We start from the raw sequence: 21395 nt of genomic DNA on the forward strand, positions 1-21395 counted from the left end.
GTAGAAATCGTGGCCTGATAATGTAGAATTTTCATTGTCGGATCCGCTCACTTTAAGGAAGCATAACGCGAAAAGGAGACGATCATGACCTTTTTTACGGACAAGGGTCGATTCCGAAAAGCATGGAATTCATTCCGGCAGACTTTTCGGCGCGTAGGGCCCACACACATTCATTCGCAGACTGATATAGAGCATCATTCATCCACGCAAGCACGCGGGTTGCGAAAGAAACCGCTTCTGCTTACGGGAGGCGCAGCCGTCGTGCTTGTCGCCGCCGCATTAAGCGGTACGCACTACGTGAAGGCACATACAGTAGACTATCTCGAGGTATTCCAGAACGGCAGTTTGATCGGTGAGGTCAGTTCCAAGGAGCAGGTAACGGAGCTGATCGGCAACGTGCAGAAGAAGCTGGAGACGGACCATCCAGGCCTACATATGGTACTCGATACGGGTAAGATCACATATGGGGATAAAAGCGCTTACAACGCGCATCCGCAGACGACGGCGACATTGCAGAAGCTTGAAGGGTTGTTCGTTACGCACGCGACGGGCGTCGCGCTGGTCGTCGACGGCAAGCAAGTCGGCGTGGTGAAGGACAAGGCGACCGCGACCGCGCTGCTCAATCGGGTACAAGGCAAATACGCGCCGAAGACGAAGTCCGCGAAGACGGAAGTGACGGCGCTCTCCTATTCGGCTGACGGCAGCATGAAATCGAAGACGGCGCTCAAATCGGTGAAATTCGTCGAGAAGATCGCAACGAATGAAGCCGACGTTCAACCGACGGATATTGCCGATCCGGAGCAGCTCTATCTGCAACTGATTAAAGGAACGGTAAAGCCGAAGTCGTATACCGTGCAAGAAGGCGACTGCGTCGGCTGCGTCGCGCAGAAGTTCAATATTTCACCGCAGGTGATCTATGAACGAAACAAATGGATCAAGGATGACATGATCAAGGTCGGCGATGTGCTCGATCTGACCGTGCTGCAGCCGGAAGTGACGGTCCAGACGGTCGAGAACGTGACGGAAACGGAATCGATCGAACCGAAGACGGTCTTCCAAAAGAACAGCAACATGAAGTCGGGCGAGCAGAAGATCATCCGCCAAGGGCAGAGCGGCAAGAAGCAGCTTGTCTACCGGCTGGTGAAGGAGAACGGCTACCTGATGAGCGAAGAGCTGATCAGCGAAGTCGTGCTCGAGCCATCCGTGCCGGCGATCATCATGAAGGGCACGAAGGTAAACCTCAGCGAGGGCACCGGACAATTCGCTTGGCCGGTCACCGGCCACCGCTTGACCAGCTTCTTCGGCATGCGCTGGGGCGCGCTGCATCGCGGCGTGGATATGGTCGGCAGTCATACCATCATGGCAGCGGACAACGGGGTTGTTACCTTTACGGGTACGCGCCCGGGGCTCGGCAATTGCATCATTATCGACCATAAGAACGGGTACGAGACCTGGTACGGCCACTTGAGCAAGATTTCGGTCAAGAAGGGCCAGACCGTCAGCCAAGGTTCAACCATCGGCATCATGGGCAATACCGGCCATTCCTTCGGCACGCATTTGCATTTCGAAGTACACAAGAACGGCCAATTGCAAAACCCGCTTAAATATCTATAATCTGGAAAGGTTATCATTGAAACACCGCCCGGCTCCTTGGCCGCGGCGGTGTTTTGTTATATAAACGGATGGAAGTGCCGAAAAGGCGCGAATTCGCCGTTATTCGCCTAAATCTCCCCTGATATGAGGGAACTTTCATTGGGAACGCGCATGCCTCCTATGGTAGAATAGAGGCAGATTGCTTAATCGAATGGCGGTGTAGCGATGCACGGGAAAATACTAGTGGTCGACGACGAACAACCGATTGCGGATATTATAAAATTCAACCTCGAAAAGGAAGGCTACCAGGTGATCTGCGCGTTCGACGGCGGAGAAGCGGTGCGGCTGGCATTCGAGGAATTACCCGATTTGATATTGCTTGACCTGATGCTGCCCGTTAAGGACGGCATGGATGTGTGCCGCGAGGTGCGCACCCGGCTGCAGACGCCGATCATCATGCTGACGGCCAAAGACACGGAGCTGGATAAGGTGCTGGGTCTCGAGCTCGGTGCCGACGATTACGTGACGAAGCCGTTCGGCACGCGGGAGCTGCTGGCAAGGGTGAAAGCGCATTTACGCCGGACGAAGAACGAGGCTGCGACAGCAGCCTCTGCCGGAAATACCTCAAGCACGGATACGGCCGGAGCGGACAAGCAAGGTCTCGCGATATTCAATTTGTTTATCGATACGGATATGTATGTCGTCTACAAGGACAACGAACCGCTTGATTTGACCCACCGCGAGTATGAGCTCGTGTACTACCTGGCGCGCAATAACGGCAAGGTCATGACGCGCGAGCATTTGCTGCAGGCCGTCTGGGGATTCGAATATTTCGGCGATGTGCGTACCGTGGACGTGACGATTCGGCGGCTTCGCGAGAAGATCGAGGATGATCCGAGCCGTCCGGAATATATTTTGACCCGCCGCGGTTTGGGCTATCTCATGCGCAATCCGAAATCCGGAGGTTTCGGCTTCGGATGAACGGGGGCATACGCTTTTTCCGCACCATTCAAGTCAAGCTGATCATTATCTACGTGCTGCTGATCCTGATTGCGATGCAGCTGATCGGCGTGTACTTTATTAGCACGATGAAAACGTCGCTGACGTCGACGTTCACGAACAATATGAACGAGCAGGCCAACCTGTTGACCGATATCGCGGCGCAGACGCTGTCCAACCAGCCGGAGAAGCCGGGCAATCCCGGCGAACAGACGCGCGAAGAGTACCTCGGTATGCTGGTCAGCAACCTGTTTAGCATTAACGAAGCGGAGATCCAGGTGATGGACGTGAGCGGCAAAGTGCTGGCGACGTCTTCACAATCTCATCAATCCTATATTGGGAAGAAGAATACCTCGCTCGCGGTCAGCCGCGCGCTGCAGGGCATTCCGGACAACGAAGAGGAAATCATCGACGATGACGGGCAGCGCAAGAAGATTATTGCAAAGCCGGTCGTATATAGCGATAAAATCGTGGGCGCGGTTTATCTGATCGCATCCATGAAGGACTTATACCGCACGGTAGACCGCATTAACCGGATCTTCATGTCCGGGATGCTGTTTGCGCTGGGGCTTACGGGCGTGCTTGGCATCCTGCTGGCGCATACGATCACGAATCCGATCAAGGCGCTCACGAGGCAGGCTGCCGGCGTGGCCGAAGGGCGGTTCGATCAGCAGGTGCCCGTGCTTGGAGATGACGAGATCGGGCGCCTCTCCGAGGTGTTCAACAATATGACGATGCGGCTGCGCGACGCGCTATCGGCCAATGAGGAGGAGAAGGAGAAGATCGCTTCGATTCTCTCCAACATGAGCGATGGCGTCGTGGCGGCGGATGAACGGGGCATCGTGATTATTTCGAATCGCCGGGCGCGGGAGATGCTGCGCCGGGACGATTGCGAGGGTTTGCGGCTGAGCGAGCTGTTTCAGATGGAAGAGTCGCCGATAGCGTCGCTGCCCAAAGGAAGCGATCAGCCGGCTGTAATCTACCATGTGCAGTCCGAGGGCGAAGAGGACGAGCTGCTGCGGGTGACGCTGACGCCGATCCATCGCCGGGAGCACGGCATTTCCGGTACGATCGCGGTGCTGCAGGATATTACCGAGCAGGAGCGGTTGGAGCAATCGCGGCGCGAGTTCGTGGCGAACGTCTCGCATGAGCTGCGCACGCCGCTCACGACGATCAAGAGCTATGCGGAGGCGCTCGATGAAGGCGCGATGGACGAGCGGGAGCTCGGACAGCGGTTCGTCGGCGTCATTCGCAACGAGACGGAACGGATGATTCGGCTCGTGACCGATCTGCTGCATCTGTCGCGGCTCGATTCCAACCAAGGGCTGCTTCGCAGGCAGCAGACGAACGTGCCGGAAATGCTGGAAGAGGTGGCGGATCGCTTCTCCTTCCAAATGCGCAAGAAGGCGATTCGTGCGGCCGTGCATGTAGAGGACGGCATTACGACGGTCTGGCTCGACCGCGACCAAATCGATCAAGTGCTCGATAATCTCGTGTCCAATGCGATCAAGTATACGCTGGACGGGGGGCGCATCGAGATCGCGGCGCGTAGGATGCATACCCGAGCAGTCAGCGAAGCTGGCGACCAGGGGAGGCAAGGGCCGTCATCGATCGCGATCAGCGTGAAGGATACCGGCATCGGCATTCCGAAGCGGGATCTGGGCCGGATATTCGACCGGTTCTACCGGGTGGACAAGGCCCGCTCGCGGAGCATGGGCGGCACGGGTCTCGGGCTTTCCATTGCCCGGGAAATCGTCAAGGCTCACGGCGGATCCATCACGCTCGATTCCGAGCTGAATGAAGGCACGACGGTCACGGTCGTTCTTCCTCTGATTACCGGAGGTGAGACGGCATGATCGATAAAGCGAAGACGCTGCTGCTCACCGCACTGGTCGTCCTGAGCCTCGTGCAGAGCTATCTGCTCGCGTACAGCATGCCGGGTCTCGGCGTTACGAGATCGCCGCAGCAGGAGGGCTATCTGCCCTCGGAGCCGATAGGACAAGAGGGCAAGGCGGAGAACGTGATTTTTCCGGAGGATATGGTTCTCCACTTAGGCAAATCCAAGCATACGGTGCTATATCCGGCATCGAATTTCTATAATCTGATCTTCGGCAAAATCAAGAGCCGCGAGTTCAAAGGCTTCCAGCGGATGACATCCGCTTCGGTGGATTGGGACGAGATTCGCGACCGCGATCAGGGGCTCGAGCTTCGTTTCGGCCGCGGCGTTCCGATGGAGCTGCTCAGCAAGGTGCTGAAGCTGGAAGGCGATGCGCCGTTCATGAATGACGTGGTGAACCGCATCTGGATCTATAAGAGCAGCGATCGCGACGAGGTAAGGACGTATTTCTTCAGCGCCGACAAGCTGACGGTCTACGAATCGGTCAAGGCCGATCTGACCGCGCAGGACGTGCAGATGTACGTTGGCTACGGCGAGTATCAGGTGAATTACAAGCGGCTTGGCAATGATATTTATCTGCCGGAAGGACCGGTGGAATCAAGTGCGACCATTGTCGGGTTCGACAGCTATACGCCGGAAACGATGCAAAGCTATCTCTTCCTCGATCCAGGCGTAACGCGGGCGATCAGCGACCGTAACGGCTCGCAGATCTATACGGACGGCAAGCGCGGCCTGCAGATTGAACAGAACGGTCGCTGGCTCAGTTATACCGATTCCGTGGCGGCCCAAGGGCAAGGCGACAACGAGAGCGAGAATGTTTATACGGCCATTCAGTTCGTCAATCAACACGGCGGATGGGACGGCCTGCACCGGTTCGTGTACGCCGATCAGTTCGGGGATGCGCAGGTGTTGAAGTTCCAGCAATATTACGGCTCGTTCCCGCTCGTGCCCATGAATCCGTTCTTGTTCGGCAATATGAAGCTGCGCCTGCAGGACGGTACCGTCTCGGAATACGAGCGGTCGATGCTGACGCTCAAGAAGAAGCCGGAGCAGCGTAGCATTCGCTGGCTGCCGGGTGGAGAACTGCTTGCGGACGCGTTCGCGAACTATGCGCGCAGGGCGGAGGTCGTGGCGGTCTATCCGGCGCTGCTCGTCACGCCGTCCGGAGACAACACGCTTGCGCTGGATCCGATCTGGGCGGTCCGGTTCAGCGACGATACGCAAGAGAAGCTCCTGGACGCGATCCCGGGCGGTTACAAGCCGCTGCCGGGCGAGCCGGGCGGGGCACCGCTCGCCGCGAAGGACGCGGGGAGCGGCAACTCGGGCCTGGGCACGGGCTCAGGTCTGGGCGGCGGCACGGCGATGGTCAACCTTTACGGACAGGGCGGGGTCGCGCAGGAATAGGCGGACGACCCTGCTCGATGGCCGAGGTACATGTATAGATGCTCAGGTGGAGGCGTTGTCGGAATGGACTGGGGCAGGGCGAAGAGTGTGCTGATCATCGCGTTCTTGCTGCTGAATCTCGTGCTTGGCTACCAGCTCTGGTCCAATATCCGGGAGGGGCTGAACTCGAGCGCGGACGTGAGCGATTTGCGGCCGGAAACGCAGCAGATCATGAAAGAGAAGCGAATCAAGATCGGGACGAGCATCCCGTCGGAGACGCCGGAGCTGAAAGATCTGACCTTCCGCGTCCAGACGAAGCTGGGGCAGGGCGTGCGGCATGAGCTCGCGAAGCCGGTGGACAGCAAAGTGGTCTATACGGACAAGAAAGAATTTCAGGCGAGTCTGGGGGGCATCATTCCGGACTTGGATCAATATACGTTCGGCGAGGACCGCGACAGCGAGTTCGTCTTCTATCGGATGGTCGATGGCCGTCCGATGTTCGACGCGAAGCTGGAGCTCTTCTACAGCAATTTGAAAATCGTCGCCTACAAGCAGGATCTCATCGAGCTGCTGCCTTCGGGGAAAGCGGCGCCGCAGTCGGTGCTGCCGGCGACGAAGGTGGTCGCGAGCTTGATCGAGAACAAGAATTTGATGCATAACGGCGCGGTGATCAAAGAAATCAAGCTGGGCTATCACGGGCAGATTTTCAACTCGGATATCCAGGTTTCGGCGCCGACGTGGCGCGTGCTGCTGGAGGATGGCGGACAGTATTACATGAATGCCATCAGCGGGGAAGTCGTAACGGAATAAGCGGATTTAGGGGAGGCTGCTCGCGGGCATGGGCCGGCGGGCGGCAGTGGGAAAGGACAGGTTTGGGGAGCATGGGAATGCGATTTACGGTACTGGGAAGCGGTTCGACGGGGAATGCGACGGTCGTGAAGGGGCAGGACGCCACGGTGCTGGTCGATGCGGGCTTGAGTGCCAAGCGGCTCGATGAGCTGATGCGGGAACAGGGCGTCTCCGGCCATGAGATCGATGCAATCGTAGTGACGCACGAGCATTCCGATCATATTAAGGGATTGGGTGCTTTTGCCCGAAAATTCAACGTCCCGATCTATGCCAACGAGGCCACCTGGGGTGCGCTGGAGCGGCATGTCGGCCAGCTCGGCAGCGAGCTGCGCGTCGTCTTCGAGACGGGGGAGAGCTTGGACTTCGGCATGCTTCGGGCAACGTCGTATGCGATCTCGCATGATGCGGCCGAGCCGGTCGGTTATGTGTTCGAGGAAGATGGGCTGAAGCTGAGCCTCGCGACCGATCTCGGGTACGTGAGCGATAAAGTGCGGCTGATGATAGAAGATTCCGACGTACTCGTGCTAGAGTCGAATCATGACGTGAACATGCTGCGCATGGGGCGCTACCCATGGAACATCAAGCGGCGCATCTTGAGCGATGTCGGGCATTTGTCGAATGAGGCGGCGGGGGAAGCGCTCTGCCAGCTGATGACGGACCGGACGAAGCGGGTCTATTTGGCTCACTTGAGCCTGGACCACAATTTGATAGATTTGGCGCGCATGACGGTGAATGAAGTACTAGAGAGCAATGGCTTCTTCTTCAAACGGGATGAGCATCCGCTGCGGGAAACGTACCATGACCGGCCTACGGCATGGGATGAAGTGAGGCGGAAATAAGCTCGTCCAGTTCGGAGTCGAGCGATTGGATCTTCCGTTCCAGCTCGTCCGGGGCGATGATGCCTTTGTCGATGAGCAGCTCCGTGACGGCACTGATCGTCAGCAGCGTGCGGTAATGGTCTTCCTTCAAATCGGCCAGCTTGGCGGCGAGATTGAGCTGTTCCAGCGCGATAGCGGCTTTGTGGGCCATAGGGTAGTCCTCCTTTGGGGTGAGAGAGTTAAGCGGTTCATCCTGTGGGAAGATTCGAGTGGTGAGATTCCCCACTAGCGGTTCTTCCTATCGGATGATCCGAGCGGCAATTACCTCCGCTAACGGTTCATCCTGTCTATTACCATTGTAGTCCAATCTACCGATATCATTCCTAGATTCGTAAAATAATGATCTTGATGTCCCCCGGGCGTCGAGAGGAGCGATTATAGATGAGCTTATTCGATGATGATTTTTACTCGACGCGGATATCGCGGCGGGCGCGCGTCACGTTCCAGGCACAGAAGGACGCCTCGTTCAAGCGCCGCAGAATTCGCTGGACGCCGCTGAAGGTGGCGATGACCTCATCGGTCATCAGCGCGGTTGCGGTGGTAATCGTATTCGCGCTCTTCACCGGATTCGATCACAGCGACAACCCGGTCAGCGCGGTGGCCGGCGTGACGAAGGTAGGCTTGAACGATAACAATCCGCTGGAGAAAACCATCTCCGCCGCGGCCAAGGTACGGCCCGCTGTCGTGAGCATTATCAACGAGCAGGCCTTGCCCGAGGGCGCGGCGCCGGGGTCCGGGGATGGGTCGGGGCTGGAGCAGGCCGCCCTGGGATCCGGGTTTATTTTCGAGAAAGTCAAAGGCAAGGCGCATATTCTGACGAACAATCACGTCATCGCGGACGCGGTGGCCGTGAAAGCCGTGCTCAGCAACGGGGACACGCGCGATGCCAAAATCATCGGCAAGGATGAGATTACCGATCTTGCGGTGCTGGAGATCGATGACCGCGGCATCGATACGGTGGCGTCCTTCGGGGAATCCGACGATCTGCGCGCGGGGCAATGGGTCATGGCCATCGGCAATCCATTAGGCTTAAGCGACTCGCTGTCCATGGGGATCGTCAGCAAGACGAAACGGATCATTCCGGTGTCGCTCAGCCAGGACGGCAACTACGACTGGCAGCAGGAAGTCATCCAGATCGACGCTTCGATTAACCAGGGCAACAGCGGCGGCCCCTTGATCGACCTCGACGGCAATGTCGTCGGCATCAACAGCATGAAGATCGCGGATTACGGCGTTGAGGGCGTCGGGTTCGCGATTCCGTCTCACGAAGCGCTTCCGATCGTGAAGAGCTTGCTGGAATACGGCAAAGTGAAACGACCGTACCTAGGTGTGTATACGATGGATTTGGCGCAGTATTTCGCCCAGCAGTCCGCAGCCGAGGATGATAGCGTCGGCAGTACTCCGGATGGCGGTAGCGAGGGCAGCAGCGATGGTAGCGGCAGCAGTGGCTCGAAAGGCAATGATGACGGCGGCGCAGCAACGGAAGGTCCGGGGGCGAAAGCGCCTGAAGCGGGCGAAGACGGTACGCTGCCTGGCGCGGGAGACGACGATACCATTGTCGTGCCGCGAAGCGATCTGAAGCTTCCAGCCGATGTGCAGGATGGCGTTATCGTGCTTCAGGCCGTTGGGCCGGCTCAGGTAGCGGGACTGGCGTTCAACGACGTCATCGTGAAGCTGGACAATCAGTCGATTACCAGCACGATGGATCTGCGCCAGTACCTGTACGGCAAGAAGAAAATCGGCGACGACATCAAGGTCACCTTCTACCGCGACGGGCAGAAGCAAACGACTACGTTTAAGCTGGAGGAGAAGACGGAAGACTAAGGACTATCATCATGCAGGCGGATCAGCTCGTGCAGCGCCCGGAAGCGGGACCTGCGTTTGACGGGCTGATTTTTTCGCGTAAAATGGGCAGTAGCGGTTAACGGCTAGACGAAGTGCAAATGCAGATCAGAGTGGAAGCTGGAGGAAACCTTTTCATGTATTGTGTATGTAAAGAGCATGTGGAATTGGCCATCGATAAGTTCGTGGACGAGTACGAGGACGCACCGGATATCGTGGATCTCGTGAAGACGAAGTTCGCCGAGTGGGAAGCGCCGGCAACCTGCGAGATGGGGCAGTGCGATCATATAGCGGAATATTTGGTGGTGTAGCGGATGCATATTCAAATCGCCGCGGTCGGGAAGCTGAAGGAGAAATACCTGGTGCTCGGGATCGCCGAATACGCGAAGCGACTTGGTCCCTACGTGAGGCTCACGCTCACGGAGGTCGCCGACGAGCGGGCGCCCGAGACGATGAGCGCCGCCGAGGAGGCCCAAGTCCGCGAGCGCGAGGGCGAGCGGCTGCTCGCGCAGATCAAGCCGGACGCGCATGTCGTCGCGCTGGCGTTGGACGGGGAGCTCTGGTCGAGCGAGGACCTCGCCGGCCAGCTCGATTCGTTAGCCACGTATGGGCGGAGCCACGTGGCTTTTGTCATTGGCGGGAGCACCGGTCTCGCGCCCGCCGTGCTGAAGCGCGCCCAGCAGAAGCTCAGCTTCGGGCGCATGACCTTGCCGCACCAGCTGATGCGGCTCGTGCTGCTGGAGCAGGTGTACCGGGCGGTGAAGATTAACCGGGGGGAACCGTACCATAAATGAATTCAAAGCGCTTTAGCTTATTTTCACCGATAGACTCGTTTTCAGTAAACTGACTGAACCATAAGTAAGCACAAAGTCATCGTTAATTAAAGCGTCAAAGACAAATTCAATGCCCTTGACGCTTCTTTGGTCGGGATTGTTTCCAGCGTTTACAGTGGTCTGATTATTATAGATTGAAGCAAAGTCTAATGCACAGGAATTTACCAATAGAATGTCGAAGCTACTCCTAATTACTGATTTTCTGTATGATGGAGGGCTTTGGATGATTGCCGCAACAAAGATACTCATCCCCTATGAACGGCATACCTTGGTTGCTCGTACGGAGCTGCTTACTCTGCTTGATGAGGGCATGGACGCGAAGCTGACACTCTTATTTGCCCCATCTGGTTATGGGAAAACAACGGCGCTAAGCGAATGGGCCAAACAATGCGGCAAGCTCGTCGCATGGGTGTCGATGAGCAGGCAGGACGATGATTGGATCACCTTCTGGAACATGGTCATCGCTTCGATTCGGAATCATGTCGAGGCCTTTGGCCAAACCGTCGTGCCACTGCTGGCGGAGGGGCCATCTGCCTCTTCAGCATCGATGGAGCCGGCGATGACTGCGCTGTTAAATGAGTTAAGTAAACTGCCGAGCGAGCTGGTCGTCATGTTCGACGATTATCATCTGGCGACGATGCCAGCAATCCAGAAGTCAGTGAGTTACTTACTGGAGCATCTCCCAAACCATATTCATTTATATATTGCAAGCCGCAACGACCTTCCCTTTCCGACAGCAAGATTGTTCGCGAAAGGTGAGATGCGACGAATTACGATCGAGCAATTGCGGTTCCGACTAGATGAAGCTAACGAGTTTTTCCGCGAGACAACGCAGTTGCAACTATCGGCGGAGCAGCTCCATATGCTGTATGATCAAACGGAGGGATGGATTTGCGGCCTGCGGCTTGCGGCAATCTCACTGAAACGAAGCGGAGATATAACAGAATCGATTCGTCAATTCAGCGGCCATCAGCAGCACATATCTGATTACTTACTTGAGGAAGTTATTCGCGATCTGCCGGAGGCAATGCGCGATTTTTTGATGCAAACTTCCGTATTAAGCCAGATGAATTATGCATTGTGCGAGGCGGTAACCGGTCAAGCGAGAGGTCAGCAGCAGCTCGAGCAGCTGGAACAGCATCAGCTATTCATCCTTCCGCTGGACGATCAACGCAACTGGTATCGTTATCACCATCTGTTGTCTGATTTCCTACAGTCGATGCTTGCTCGAACATCCCCTGAGCTGTGGGTTCAGGTCCATACGCGTGCCGCGCAATGGTTCGAGCATAACGGGTTTATCGTAGAAGCGGCCGAGCATTATTTGGCGGGACGGCAGTATGAGGATGTCGTTCGGCTGATTGAAGCACATCTATACGAACTTATAGGGGGTAAGAACACCACCGTTGCCCGTTGGGTGATGCAAGTGCCTGAGTCCTATGTAGCGAGCAGGCCGCATGTCGAGCTGTTCTATTTGCTAGTGATGGTCGGCATTCGGCAGTTTCGTAACATTCCGGATCGAGCGAAGCGGCTTCGAATCCGTTTCGAAGCGATGAAGGATGGCTTGGACGCTGACGTGTGGCGCTTGACGATGGGAGACATCTACTATATTTGCAGTGTTGCAGCCTATTTGAATCGAGACCTTTCCGGTACGGGTGATTATTTTATCCGCGGGGATGCATATGCACCCGAGCAAAGTTTGTTTATACAAGGCGGCAACAATAAGCACTATTCGGTCGAAGAGTTTGATGATCATCTAAGTTACATTAACGATTATCATGGTGCAGCACAATTTTTCATGAGGATGATCGCGTATTGGCGGGATCGCGTGAACCATCCGTATGCAACGCCAATGTACGCTTCCTATGCCAAGGTATTGTACGAGTGGAATCGGCTGGAGGAAGCGCAGGAATGGATAGATGGCATTATGCATGCAGTTAGATTCGCGCCGGTTCCTCGCAATCGGTATCAACTTTACTTAGCGGCTTCGAGAATTCAGCAAGCAAAGGGGAACCCCTTGGAAGCAACGATGTTGCTCGAACAGCTCAAGCTGAAGATTGATTCACCTGACTATGATATATTCATGCGTAAAATAGAAGCGGAGCAGGCAAGCTTGGCCATGCGTCAAGGCGATATGGAGTCTGCCCGGCGGTGGATGGAGCAATGTGGAATGTCGCATTTGGATGAGGCGACGCTGGACAAAGCTTCCGAGCAGTTGGCGCTTGTTCGCGTGCTGGCTGCCTGTGGGCAATTCGAACCGGCGTTGACTCTTGCAGAGCGGCTGTATCATCTATTGAGCAAGGAAGAGCGTTTGCGCGATAGCATTCAGGTTCTGATCTTGCAAAGTACGGCGTTGTACCGCGGCGGCCAGGCCGAGCAGGCGCTTGTTAAGCTGGCTACCGCTTTGCGTCTTGCTAAACCACAAGGATTCATCCGCAGCTTCGTGGACGAAGGCTCGGTGATATCGGAGCTGTTGTCTGCGTATGTGCGGTCTAATGAAAACAAGGGAGTTGGATCGACGGATGAGGCGAATTATGCGCGCTTCATCCTGCAAGCGTTCGATGGGTATTACGAGCTCCCGAGAATGCAAATCCGATGTTTTGGGCGGCTCAGCGTAGTGTCGGAGAAGGGCGCTGCGATTAAGTGGCGGACATCCAAATCCGAGGAGTTGATGGCATTTCTTGTTCACCACCGCGGCGAGGCGGTGAGCAGAGACCGCATTCTCGACTCTTTGTGGGGAGAGGTGGAGGCTGATCGTGCAGGGGCCCAGTTTCATACAACGACTTACTACTTGCGAAAGGCTTTAAGCCAAATCGGATTTGATGATGTTCTTCAGCATGTGGAGGGCGGTTACCGTGTTGATTGGAGCCAATTGGATTGTGATCTTGACGAGTGGAATCGCTTGCTATTAAGCGGTGCGAAGCTCGATCACATCATGTTACATGACTATGCCGGTGAGGCTGTTCAATGCTATGGCGACGGGTATTTGGCAGGCACTTCATATGAATGGGCATTGCCGATGCGAGTTCGCCTGGAAAGCGAATACGTCGCGTTGCTGCTTCGCCTTCATGAACGAGAGAAGGAGCTGGGGCAATATGATGCCGCTGCTGAACTGCTGGGGAAGGCGCTTGCGCACGATCCGCTGAACGAGTCCATCCATGAATTGCTCATTCGCGTTTTCGTGTTGGCGGATGATCGCATTTCGGCGTTCAAGCAATATGAGGTACTAAGAATGATGCTGCTGACTGAATTCAGGATTGAGCCGAAAGAATGGGTCAGGAGGTTGCTGGATTTCGAAGGTAGGAGCCATTTGCGTATGAATTAATACATTTGTTCCAAGAAGGGAGCATTCCTCGGTCATCGAAGATGACGGAGGGATGCTCCCTTTTTGATTTGAAAAATCGACGAGATTCTTCATAAACCGCGGCTTGTTGAGGATTTGTTTAGACTGGCTGCGTTACGGTGAGGTAAATGGCTCGGAAATTGACGAGTAATCGTTGATTTTGATGAAAATCGTAGGAGGAATACACTTTGTATAAACGGTTAATCAGTTTATTGCTATCATTCGTTATTCTCGTATCCTTAGTTCCAGCTGACATCTTCGCTGCTGAATCTCAAACTGCCCGATTGCCTTCGAGCATCAATTGGCAAGACCAGTCGCAGGACATAGCGGTAGCCGCCGGGAACGGTTCGGATGAAGAGCAAGCAGCTCCGGCTCCTTTTGCCGACGTTAAACCAACGGACTGGTTCTATCGTGCTGTTACGTATGCCGAGCAAAATGGATTATTCGGCGGCACAGGTAACAAAAGCTTCTCGCCCGGCGGTACAATGACTCGTGCGATGTATGTCACTGTGCTTGGGCGTATGGCGGGAGTTGATGCCAGTCAATATACAGCTGATTCATTTACAGATGTGCAAACGGCTGCTTGGTATGCGCCATATGTGCAATGGGCCGTCGACAAAGGCATTACAAGTGGTGTCGGTGACCATATTTTTTCGCCTGACACGGCGATAACCAGAGAGCAGATGGCGACATTTACTTTGAGGTTTTTTGAAGTGTACAACATCCCCTACCAGACGAACGCCGGCCTAACCACTAAACCAAATGACTTATCCGATATTTCTCCCTGGGCGGTCGATGCGATCGTCAAGCTGTGGCAGGCAGGGTTGCTTACTGGAGATGCCAACGGTAATTACAAACCACGCGCCAGTGCAACACGCGCTGAAGCAGCCACGTTCTGTATGCGCAGCAACGAGGTTGTGAAGGCGGGGGCAAACCCAGATCTAACGAATACAACTACCGAGCCATCGGCGCCATCGACGCCAACGACGCCAACGACAGGAGACAGTGGCTCGAGCGGTAATTCCATTAGAACGTATACCATTACGTTCGAGACCAATGGCGGCTCGGCGATTGCTAGCCTTAAGCGACAACAGGGTAAACCGCTGAATGATCTTCCGGTGCCGTTCAAGTCAGGGTTTATTTTTCAAGGCTGGTATAAAGATAGTCATCTTACAGAAGTAGTGCTTAATGATGATGCGGTGACCGGCAACTTGACGCTGTATGCCAAATATATTGAAAGCGCCGACGATGCTGTACAACGTATTCCTAGTATTACGGCACTTGATCAAGCACCGAACTTCACGATCGAAGTCATCGATGCTACCGGCAGCATGACGACAGCTCAAGTGAAATCGGGAATGCAGGTTGAATCTCTAGCTGACCCTCAGTTTGCCGGTATGGAGGTAACGGGCTCCGATAGTCATTTTACCGTAGCTGCTAAAGGCGGGGCGTTTGAAGAGGGTAATACTTACCGAGTAACGTTGACGGACACCAACCTTTCTTTTGCAGGACAAGACCAAACAACCACGATCTTTATTTTTAGTATTGCAAAGCAAGAAGTCGTAAACGTACCGCTTAATGCCAGCATGATCTATGTACCGTTCGCGGACGTATCAAATATGACTCGCAATGGTACGCAGGTTGCTTCTGTTTCGATCTCTGTACTATCTGCGAGCTTAGGAGACAGTGGTACAGCTTTAGACGCTGCCGATGTCACGAGCGGAACCTTTACATACAATGGAGGTACGAGCATTCAAGTTGGCGATACCGTCGCCATCTATGAGGGAATTCGGCCGGATCAGCGTACGGCGGATACAAGCGATGCTGATAACGGCGATATAGCCTATGTACAGATTACCGCGATAAGCGGCAGCACCTACACCTATACCAATGCCAATGCCGAGGATGTGTTAGCGAAGCCCAACGTTCTACCGGTTAGCATGGCGGCGGATACGGACGGGGACCAGACAAATCATTCCATTACGGTCAATCATGAAACGATGAACTTCAAGGATAGTAAGTTTGCACCTTTAGGTTTGAGTGAGCTTACGGTTGTGCATGACGGCGACTTTATCGCCTTCTATAATGGTGAATTCGGCAGCGAATCTACTACCGCAGGATACGCCCGAATTACGTCCATCTCTCATGATGGAGGAATGGATGTCATCGCCTATACGGATGTAACATCGAAGCAAATAACGAACGCGCTCGATTTCTATCAAAAACGACAAATCGATGACGATGAGTTATTGTCAGATGCGGATGTCGCTGCTCTGGAAGGGCAAATCAAGCGGGAAGCGGTAAAGAGCGGATTCGTGCAAGAAGCGGCTAATTATCTGTCGGCGGTGGCCCTGCAAACCGATACGTTCAAACAGAATTACGGAGTGAGCGCATTAGCGGCTGCGGCGGACGAGGGTGTACAAGTTAGCGTGGAGAATCTGACCGTCGTTCCTTCCGTGAGCAAGACACTGCAGCATTTTCCGGGGTACACGGGCGCAAGCGTTAATCTCCAGGTTCAGTGCGATATTGTCATTCATACGGACGATGGCGATCCTAATAATATCATTATCCATTTGACAAGCACGTTTGTCGAAGAAATGCGCTTCGAACTCGGCGTAAACGGGGATACCCAAATCGAGTGGTATTGGTTCATCCCTGTCATAAGGGACTACGCGATAACCGCTAACTTGGATGCCTATACGTATACAGGAATCACGGTAACTGCTGAGATCGGCACGATCGAGAAGGAAAAGTTAGCCGACTGGAGTAAAGCCGACAATGTGGAAAACATCGCGAGTGAAATTCAAGCACTGCTGGACGGCGTGGGTGATACAGGCACGGTAAACGCCGATACGTTGAGAAGCAAGTATCAAAGCATACTGGAGGAGGAGACGGAATGGGTACCGTTATTAAGCCAAGAACTCCTTAAAGTAAGCCAAAGAGTATGCCTGGGTATCATTGAGATTGAATTCGGGGTCAACTTCGTCATCAGTTTAAATCCGAATCTGACTGTGGGTATTGATCTCAATTATAAGAGCGCGAAGCGTTACTCGGTCACGGTGCGCGTTCTAAGCGCTTCAGGCAGCAGCGACACCGTAAGCTTGTCAGGCGATGGGGATTATCAGTTTAAGCTCTATGTCTTGGGTACGCTAGGGTTGCGAGCGGGAATTCAAGTAGAGCTTAAGGCAGGTATATTAAGCGTCGATCTGGACAGTATCGGGTTCACAGTAGAGGCGGGTCCTTACTTGAAGCTGTGGGGATATTTCTACTACCAACTGACGAATTCGGCCAACGGCAAGCAAGCCAAGTCACTTGGAGCCTTGTTTATGGAGATGGGGTTTTACTTGGATTCCGCATTCGTAGCGCAGGTAGGTAATGGTTGGCTCACAGGCACAGTCCCTATCTATGAGAAAGAATGGCCGCTTTATACGGTTGGGGCACAAGATAATGTCTACGACTTTGTATATCCGCAGGAGGATAAGCTTGGGTTTAAACTCGTCAATCAAACCTACTCTGCCCTAGTGCCGGATAAATATTTCACGATGAACGTGATGGATATGAAAACAGGAGATACGAGTGAAACGTTATTTGATCAATCGAATTTTACGGTCGAGGTCGATAATCCCGATTTTGTGTATGATCCTGTCTCTAAGTCTATTAAAGTTAAAGATCAGAGTAAAGCAGGGAGCGTCGGAAACCTGACGATCACCTGGAAGAATGTGCCGTTGGCATTCACTTCCTCTCCGATTAAGCGTACATTCACCTTGTACTATGCGAAATATTCAGGAGAAGTGGCCCAATGGATCAATCCGGTTAATGGCGACCCCCTTCAAGTCATTCTTGCGAAATATAACGAGAAATTCACCATTCCGACTTTCGTACGTCCGGGATATGATTTCTTGGGTTGGTATACGGAATTGGAAGGCGGGACGAAGGTAACGATTCCCGAGAAGATGCCGGCTAGTACCCAAACGATATACGCGCACTGGCAAGCGAGAATAGATACGCCGTATAAAGTTGAACATTATCTGTTTGATCCTAACATCGGGTCGTATAAGCTTGCGGCCACAGAGAACTTTCAAGGCAAAACAGATAACGAGTTCACCCTAACCTCAGACAAATACGCAGATCAAGGTTATTTAGCGGGTACTCCTGTAAGAGTGCGTATTAACGGAAATGGCAAGACCGTCGTTAAGTTCAATTATCAGCCCAAGACGAGTACGTTGACGTTTAAATTAGGCTACGGGGATCCGTCTGCCGGGACTACGCTAACGGAGTATGTCGGTAAAGATATCTCGAAACAGACACCCGTATTGTCAAGACCAGGCTATACGTTCACCGGATGGTCGCCAGCCGTTCCGAACACAGTTCCGATTCAAGGAACAACGTATACAGCGATGTGGAAGGCAAGAACCGATACGACTTATAAAGTAGTCCATCTGCAACAGAACATTAAAATGGATCGTTCACATATCCCTGGATACTCTGTTGTAGAAGAAGAAACGCTGAGAGGTACAACGGATACCGCGACGATTGCAGCAGCTCCTAAGGCGTATGAAGGATTTACCTTCGACAACCGCAATCCTGGCACACTTCGATCCAGCACAATTGACGGAGATGGGAATACGGTTCTAAGGCTGTACTACACGCGCAACCAGTATCAAGTTACCTATAATCCAAACGGAGGCAGCACGATCTATAGCGGATCCGAGCCGTACGTTGAAGAAGTTCAATATGGAGCCCGTACGAATGCCTTAGGCGCAAGCGAGGTGACGAATGGAACGGCTATATTGGACGGATGGACACCAGAAGTTCCCGAATTCATGCCTGCCAGTAATTTGTCATTCACGGCCAAGTGGGCAACTCCATATGCGGTGACCCATATTAAGCAAGATTTAAGTGGCGCCTATACCATAATTGAAACGGAAACGCTCGGTTCTACGGCTAATGAAGTGGTCATAGCAACTCCTAAGAGCTATGAAGGCTTTACTTACGACAGCAGCGTGCCCGGGACCGTGTCATCTGGCCTAGTTTCGGATAGTAGCCCGCTGCAACTAAAGCTGTATTACAAACGAAACACCTACAAGGTGACGTACGATGCTAATGGAGGGACAGGAGGAACGATTACCGATGTTGCGTATGGAGCATCCATGTCCGGTGTAACTACGCCAGCAGTGGTGCGGACAGGCTACCTGCTCAAGGGTTGGTTACCTGCCGCCAAGCCAGCTACAATGCCGGCACACGATATCACCTTTACTGCGCAGTGGGAGCTTGGCGTATTGAAGGCGAAGACGCCAACGGTTGATGTGTCGAGCGGAGAGGTACCCTACGGAACTTACGTCCATCTGAGCGCAGAGAGCGGCGCGACCATTCGCTACACCTCGAACGGCAGCATGCCGACAGAGGATATCACCGATTTGAATAGCTTTACGTATAGTGACGGTTCGCCGATTTACTTAGTAGACAATATGACCATCAAAGCCGTTGCCTTCAAAGCCGGCGCACAGGCTAGCGACGTGTTGACGCTAAGCTATACGATTAATACAAGCACGCTGCCTATCTCCGTTTCCGGTGTGGCGTATGTTGGCGAAGCATCCGGCTCATCCGCTAGTATGCTGAAAGTAACGTTTAACAAGGCCGTCAATCAATTGTCGGCTGAGAATGGGAACTACGTGGTGTTAATCCAGAACGGCATGTTCATCCAACCGGTGATGGTTCATTCCGTGACTTGGGGAGGCGTTGGTCATGAGAATGAGGTTATGCTTGAGGTCGACAGCTTGGCAAGCGTTGAGCCAGGCGTCTATGTAAGCGTCCAAGTGTCCAACGTTCAGTCCAGTGACTTGAGCGAGACGATTCAGAGCGGTAATGATAATGCCCAGTTCATGATGCCGGAGCTAGGCTGAGTTTAAAGTGATTTTATACGTAAGGCACCCAGACAACGTCAGCTTGCCGTTTAGGTGCCGCGTCGTCTCTAGATGCCGGTCGCATACGGCGAGTATCAGGCCGCGCACGAGCGCGCGAAGCCTTCAAAAGTAATGAAAGCTGCTATAGAAATATGTTTATCCCTCTAGAGATAGGCTCTAGGGGGATTTTTGTGTATCAAAGTCGACAATGTGTTCCGATTTGGTATTGCATGATTTTCTCCAGCAGCGGTTTGAATAACCATCCATAAAATATGGCTGTTGACTTGTTCTGTTTTCTTAACTCGATAAAAAGTATCATTTTTTGATACATTTAATAAATAGACTCAATCTTGTAAGAAATAAATCCTCAAGGAGGAAATAAAATGGCTAACTACGCTATCGAAACCTCAGAAAACTACAAAATGACGGGTACGGAACAAACCGTGGGCGTAGAAACACTCCCTCGGGGAAAAGCGATTGCTTATTGGGTTGCGACGGCGGTGCTTGCCTTTGTGGTGGGGAGCGGTGGAATCGGGGATATCACCCATCAATGGGGGACGCTCGAGACGGAGGACATACTAGGGTATCCGTCGTATTTTCTGACCGTGATCGGGATTTGGAAGGTACTTGGGGCAATCGCCATTCTCGTACCGGGTTTTCCGCGGATTAAAGAATGGGCATACGCCGGTATTTTCTTCGAAATGAGTGGCGCTGCCGCATCGCATGCATTCGCGGAGGACTATGGGGCGTATGCGTACCATATGCTCACCACCATTGGTTTTGCAGTCCTGACGATCGTCTCGTGGGCATCGCGTCCGAAGAACCGCAAACTTTAACGGACAAGGCGTTAATGTTACAAGACAAGTTGCCGGTTCTTGGGCGTGTTATGAATGTGCGGCACGCTTGAGAAAATTTTGGAAGAATAATCCCTATTAAGTTTGATGAAGATGAAGATCGCCAAAGGAGAGAGTGAAATGTCTTATACGGTTGATTTCAAAAATGTGTCTACGGTTGGTTTAACGTCTTCCCCTGTAGCAGATGCACTTGCAGGTTTACGCGCGAATGAAGCTCGTTACTTCATGAACAAATACAAGCATGAATTTACGGTTGTACCAGCTAGCGAAAGCAAGGAGACTCTGGATTATGTGAATCGCATTTTGAAAGAAGAACGTGGTATTGAGTTCGAAGCCAAGCCATTGCAAACGGCGCGTCTTCAAGTGGAGAATATAGACTGGACCTTCGTCTTTTATGAGGATGGTCTAGGGGTCAACGTCCTGTATACGGTTGATGATCCTAAGAAGCGGGCCGTAGGGTTTAAGCTATCTGAGGGGATGGAGGTGCCAAAGGAGCTGGAAGAGAAGAAATTCAAATTTGCCAGACAGAAGTCTAAACTTGCAGGGACCATCCGAGGTACGTTCTTCGTAATTAAGGGACAATATTGAAGAAATCCAGCCGTCGAGACGAAGAATGGCCTTGCAGCAAGAAAAATTTAATCATAACGCTGGCGGCCATAAGGCCGCCATTTTTTCGCCGATATGACCGTTAGGCTGAGGCGTACCGTAAGTTGGGCGAATTGAAAGGTAATCAAACGGGTGGCAGGTTATCCGACGCCATCGCTTTCCAACAAAGAGTAAAAATTATCGCGGTCTTCATCGTCGAATTTGCCAAGCGCCCGTACCTTGACGAATTCATGTCCGCCAAACATATCGATTTCCTCGCCGTAACTATTGTAGAGAGCGATCATATCGCCATCCCGATTCCGCTCCACGTACCCGTAACAAGCTGCCTCGGGCGCTTCGCCGTACAGAAGCAAAAATCTGATTTTGTCCACGCTGTGCATGCCGAATCTCCTTCCCTATCGCTCCTCGTCTGAAGAAT

Annotated in this window: 15 protein-coding genes; 13 read left to right on the forward strand and 2 right to left on the reverse strand. The window is 53.3% G+C overall.

Going from position 1 to position 21395, the window contains the following annotated elements:
• Positions 1-219 precede the first annotated feature (219 nt).
• From AC0YNU_RS25845 to AC0YNU_RS25870, 6 genes are all read left to right on the forward strand, one after another.
• Positions 220-1614, forward strand: coding sequence for a peptidoglycan DD-metalloendopeptidase family protein (locus tag AC0YNU_RS25845; RefSeq protein WP_475761632.1), 1395 nt, complete (start codon positions 220-222; stop codon positions 1612-1614).
• Between the two features lie 204 nt (positions 1615-1818).
• Positions 1819-2574, forward strand: coding sequence for a response regulator YycF (gene yycF / locus AC0YNU_RS25850; RefSeq protein WP_475761634.1), 756 nt, complete (start codon positions 1819-1821; stop codon positions 2572-2574).
• Positions 2571-4448 carry a cell wall metabolism sensor histidine kinase WalK gene (gene walK, locus AC0YNU_RS25855; protein WP_475761635.1) on the forward strand — a complete coding sequence of 626 codons (1878 nt, stop codon included), beginning with the start codon at positions 2571-2573 and terminating at the stop codon, positions 4446-4448. The genes yycF and walK overlap by 4 nt, the downstream gene beginning before the upstream one ends.
• A complete protein-coding gene (locus AC0YNU_RS25860; RefSeq protein ID WP_475761637.1) occupies positions 4445-5893 on the forward strand; it encodes a YycH family regulatory protein in 1449 nt (482 codons plus the stop codon). The genes walK and AC0YNU_RS25860 overlap by 4 nt, the downstream gene beginning before the upstream one ends.
• A gap of 63 nt (positions 5894-5956) precedes the next feature.
• On the forward strand, positions 5957-6682 hold the full coding sequence (yycI, locus tag AC0YNU_RS25865) for a two-component system regulatory protein YycI (RefSeq protein WP_475761639.1): 726 nt from the start codon (positions 5957-5959) through the stop codon (positions 6680-6682).
• A 71-nt stretch (positions 6683-6753) separates the two neighbouring features.
• Entirely contained in the window at positions 6754-7560 is an 807-nt protein-coding gene (locus tag AC0YNU_RS25870) for an MBL fold metallo-hydrolase (protein ID WP_475761641.1), read from the forward strand.
• Here the strand turns inward: AC0YNU_RS25870 and AC0YNU_RS25875 are convergent.
• Positions 7529-7750, reverse strand: coding sequence for a hypothetical protein (locus AC0YNU_RS25875; RefSeq protein WP_475761643.1), 222 nt, complete (start codon positions 7748-7750; stop codon positions 7529-7531). The genes AC0YNU_RS25870 and AC0YNU_RS25875 overlap by 32 nt on opposite strands.
• 230 nt (positions 7751-7980) lie before the next feature.
• Here AC0YNU_RS25875 and AC0YNU_RS25880 point away from each other — a divergent pair, with 230 nt between their 5' ends.
• The 7 genes from AC0YNU_RS25880 to AC0YNU_RS25910 all read left to right on the forward strand — a co-directional run bounded on the left by AC0YNU_RS25880 (position 7981) and on the right by AC0YNU_RS25910 (position 20959).
• A complete protein-coding gene (locus AC0YNU_RS25880) occupies positions 7981-9423 on the forward strand; it encodes a S1C family serine protease (protein ID WP_475761645.1) in 1443 nt (480 codons plus the stop codon).
• A 155-nt stretch (positions 9424-9578) separates the two neighbouring features.
• Positions 9579-9752, forward strand: coding sequence for a CxxH/CxxC protein (locus AC0YNU_RS25885; protein ID WP_475761647.1), 174 nt, complete (start codon positions 9579-9581; stop codon positions 9750-9752).
• A gap of 3 nt (positions 9753-9755) precedes the next feature.
• The gene (gene rlmH / locus AC0YNU_RS25890) at positions 9756-10235 is read left to right on the forward strand and encodes a 23S rRNA (pseudouridine(1915)-N(3))-methyltransferase RlmH (protein WP_475761649.1); all 480 of its coding nucleotides are present in this window, start codon (positions 9756-9758) and stop codon (positions 10233-10235) included.
• A gap of 262 nt (positions 10236-10497) precedes the next feature.
• Entirely contained in the window at positions 10498-13596 is a 3099-nt protein-coding gene (locus AC0YNU_RS25895) for a winged helix-turn-helix domain-containing protein (RefSeq protein ID WP_475761651.1), read from the forward strand.
• Positions 13597-13802: 206 nt separating this feature from the next.
• Entirely contained in the window at positions 13803-19517 is a 5715-nt protein-coding gene (locus AC0YNU_RS25900) for an InlB B-repeat-containing protein (protein WP_475761653.1), read from the forward strand.
• A 422-nt stretch (positions 19518-19939) separates the two neighbouring features.
• A complete protein-coding gene (locus tag AC0YNU_RS25905; protein ID WP_475761786.1) occupies positions 19940-20353 on the forward strand; it encodes a DoxX family protein in 414 nt (137 codons plus the stop codon).
• 138 nt (positions 20354-20491) lie between these two features.
• Entirely contained in the window at positions 20492-20959 is a 468-nt protein-coding gene (locus tag AC0YNU_RS25910) for a phage tail protein (RefSeq protein ID WP_475761654.1), read from the forward strand.
• 158 nt (positions 20960-21117) lie between these two features.
• Here AC0YNU_RS25910 and AC0YNU_RS25915 read toward each other — a convergent pair whose 3' ends face one another.
• Positions 21118-21357 (reverse strand): hypothetical protein, encoded by a 240-nt coding sequence (locus AC0YNU_RS25915; protein WP_475761656.1) that lies wholly within the window; start codon positions 21355-21357, stop codon positions 21118-21120.
• Positions 21358-21395 lie beyond the last annotated feature (38 nt).

The organism is Paenibacillus sp. J31P316 (genome assembly GCF_056269105.1).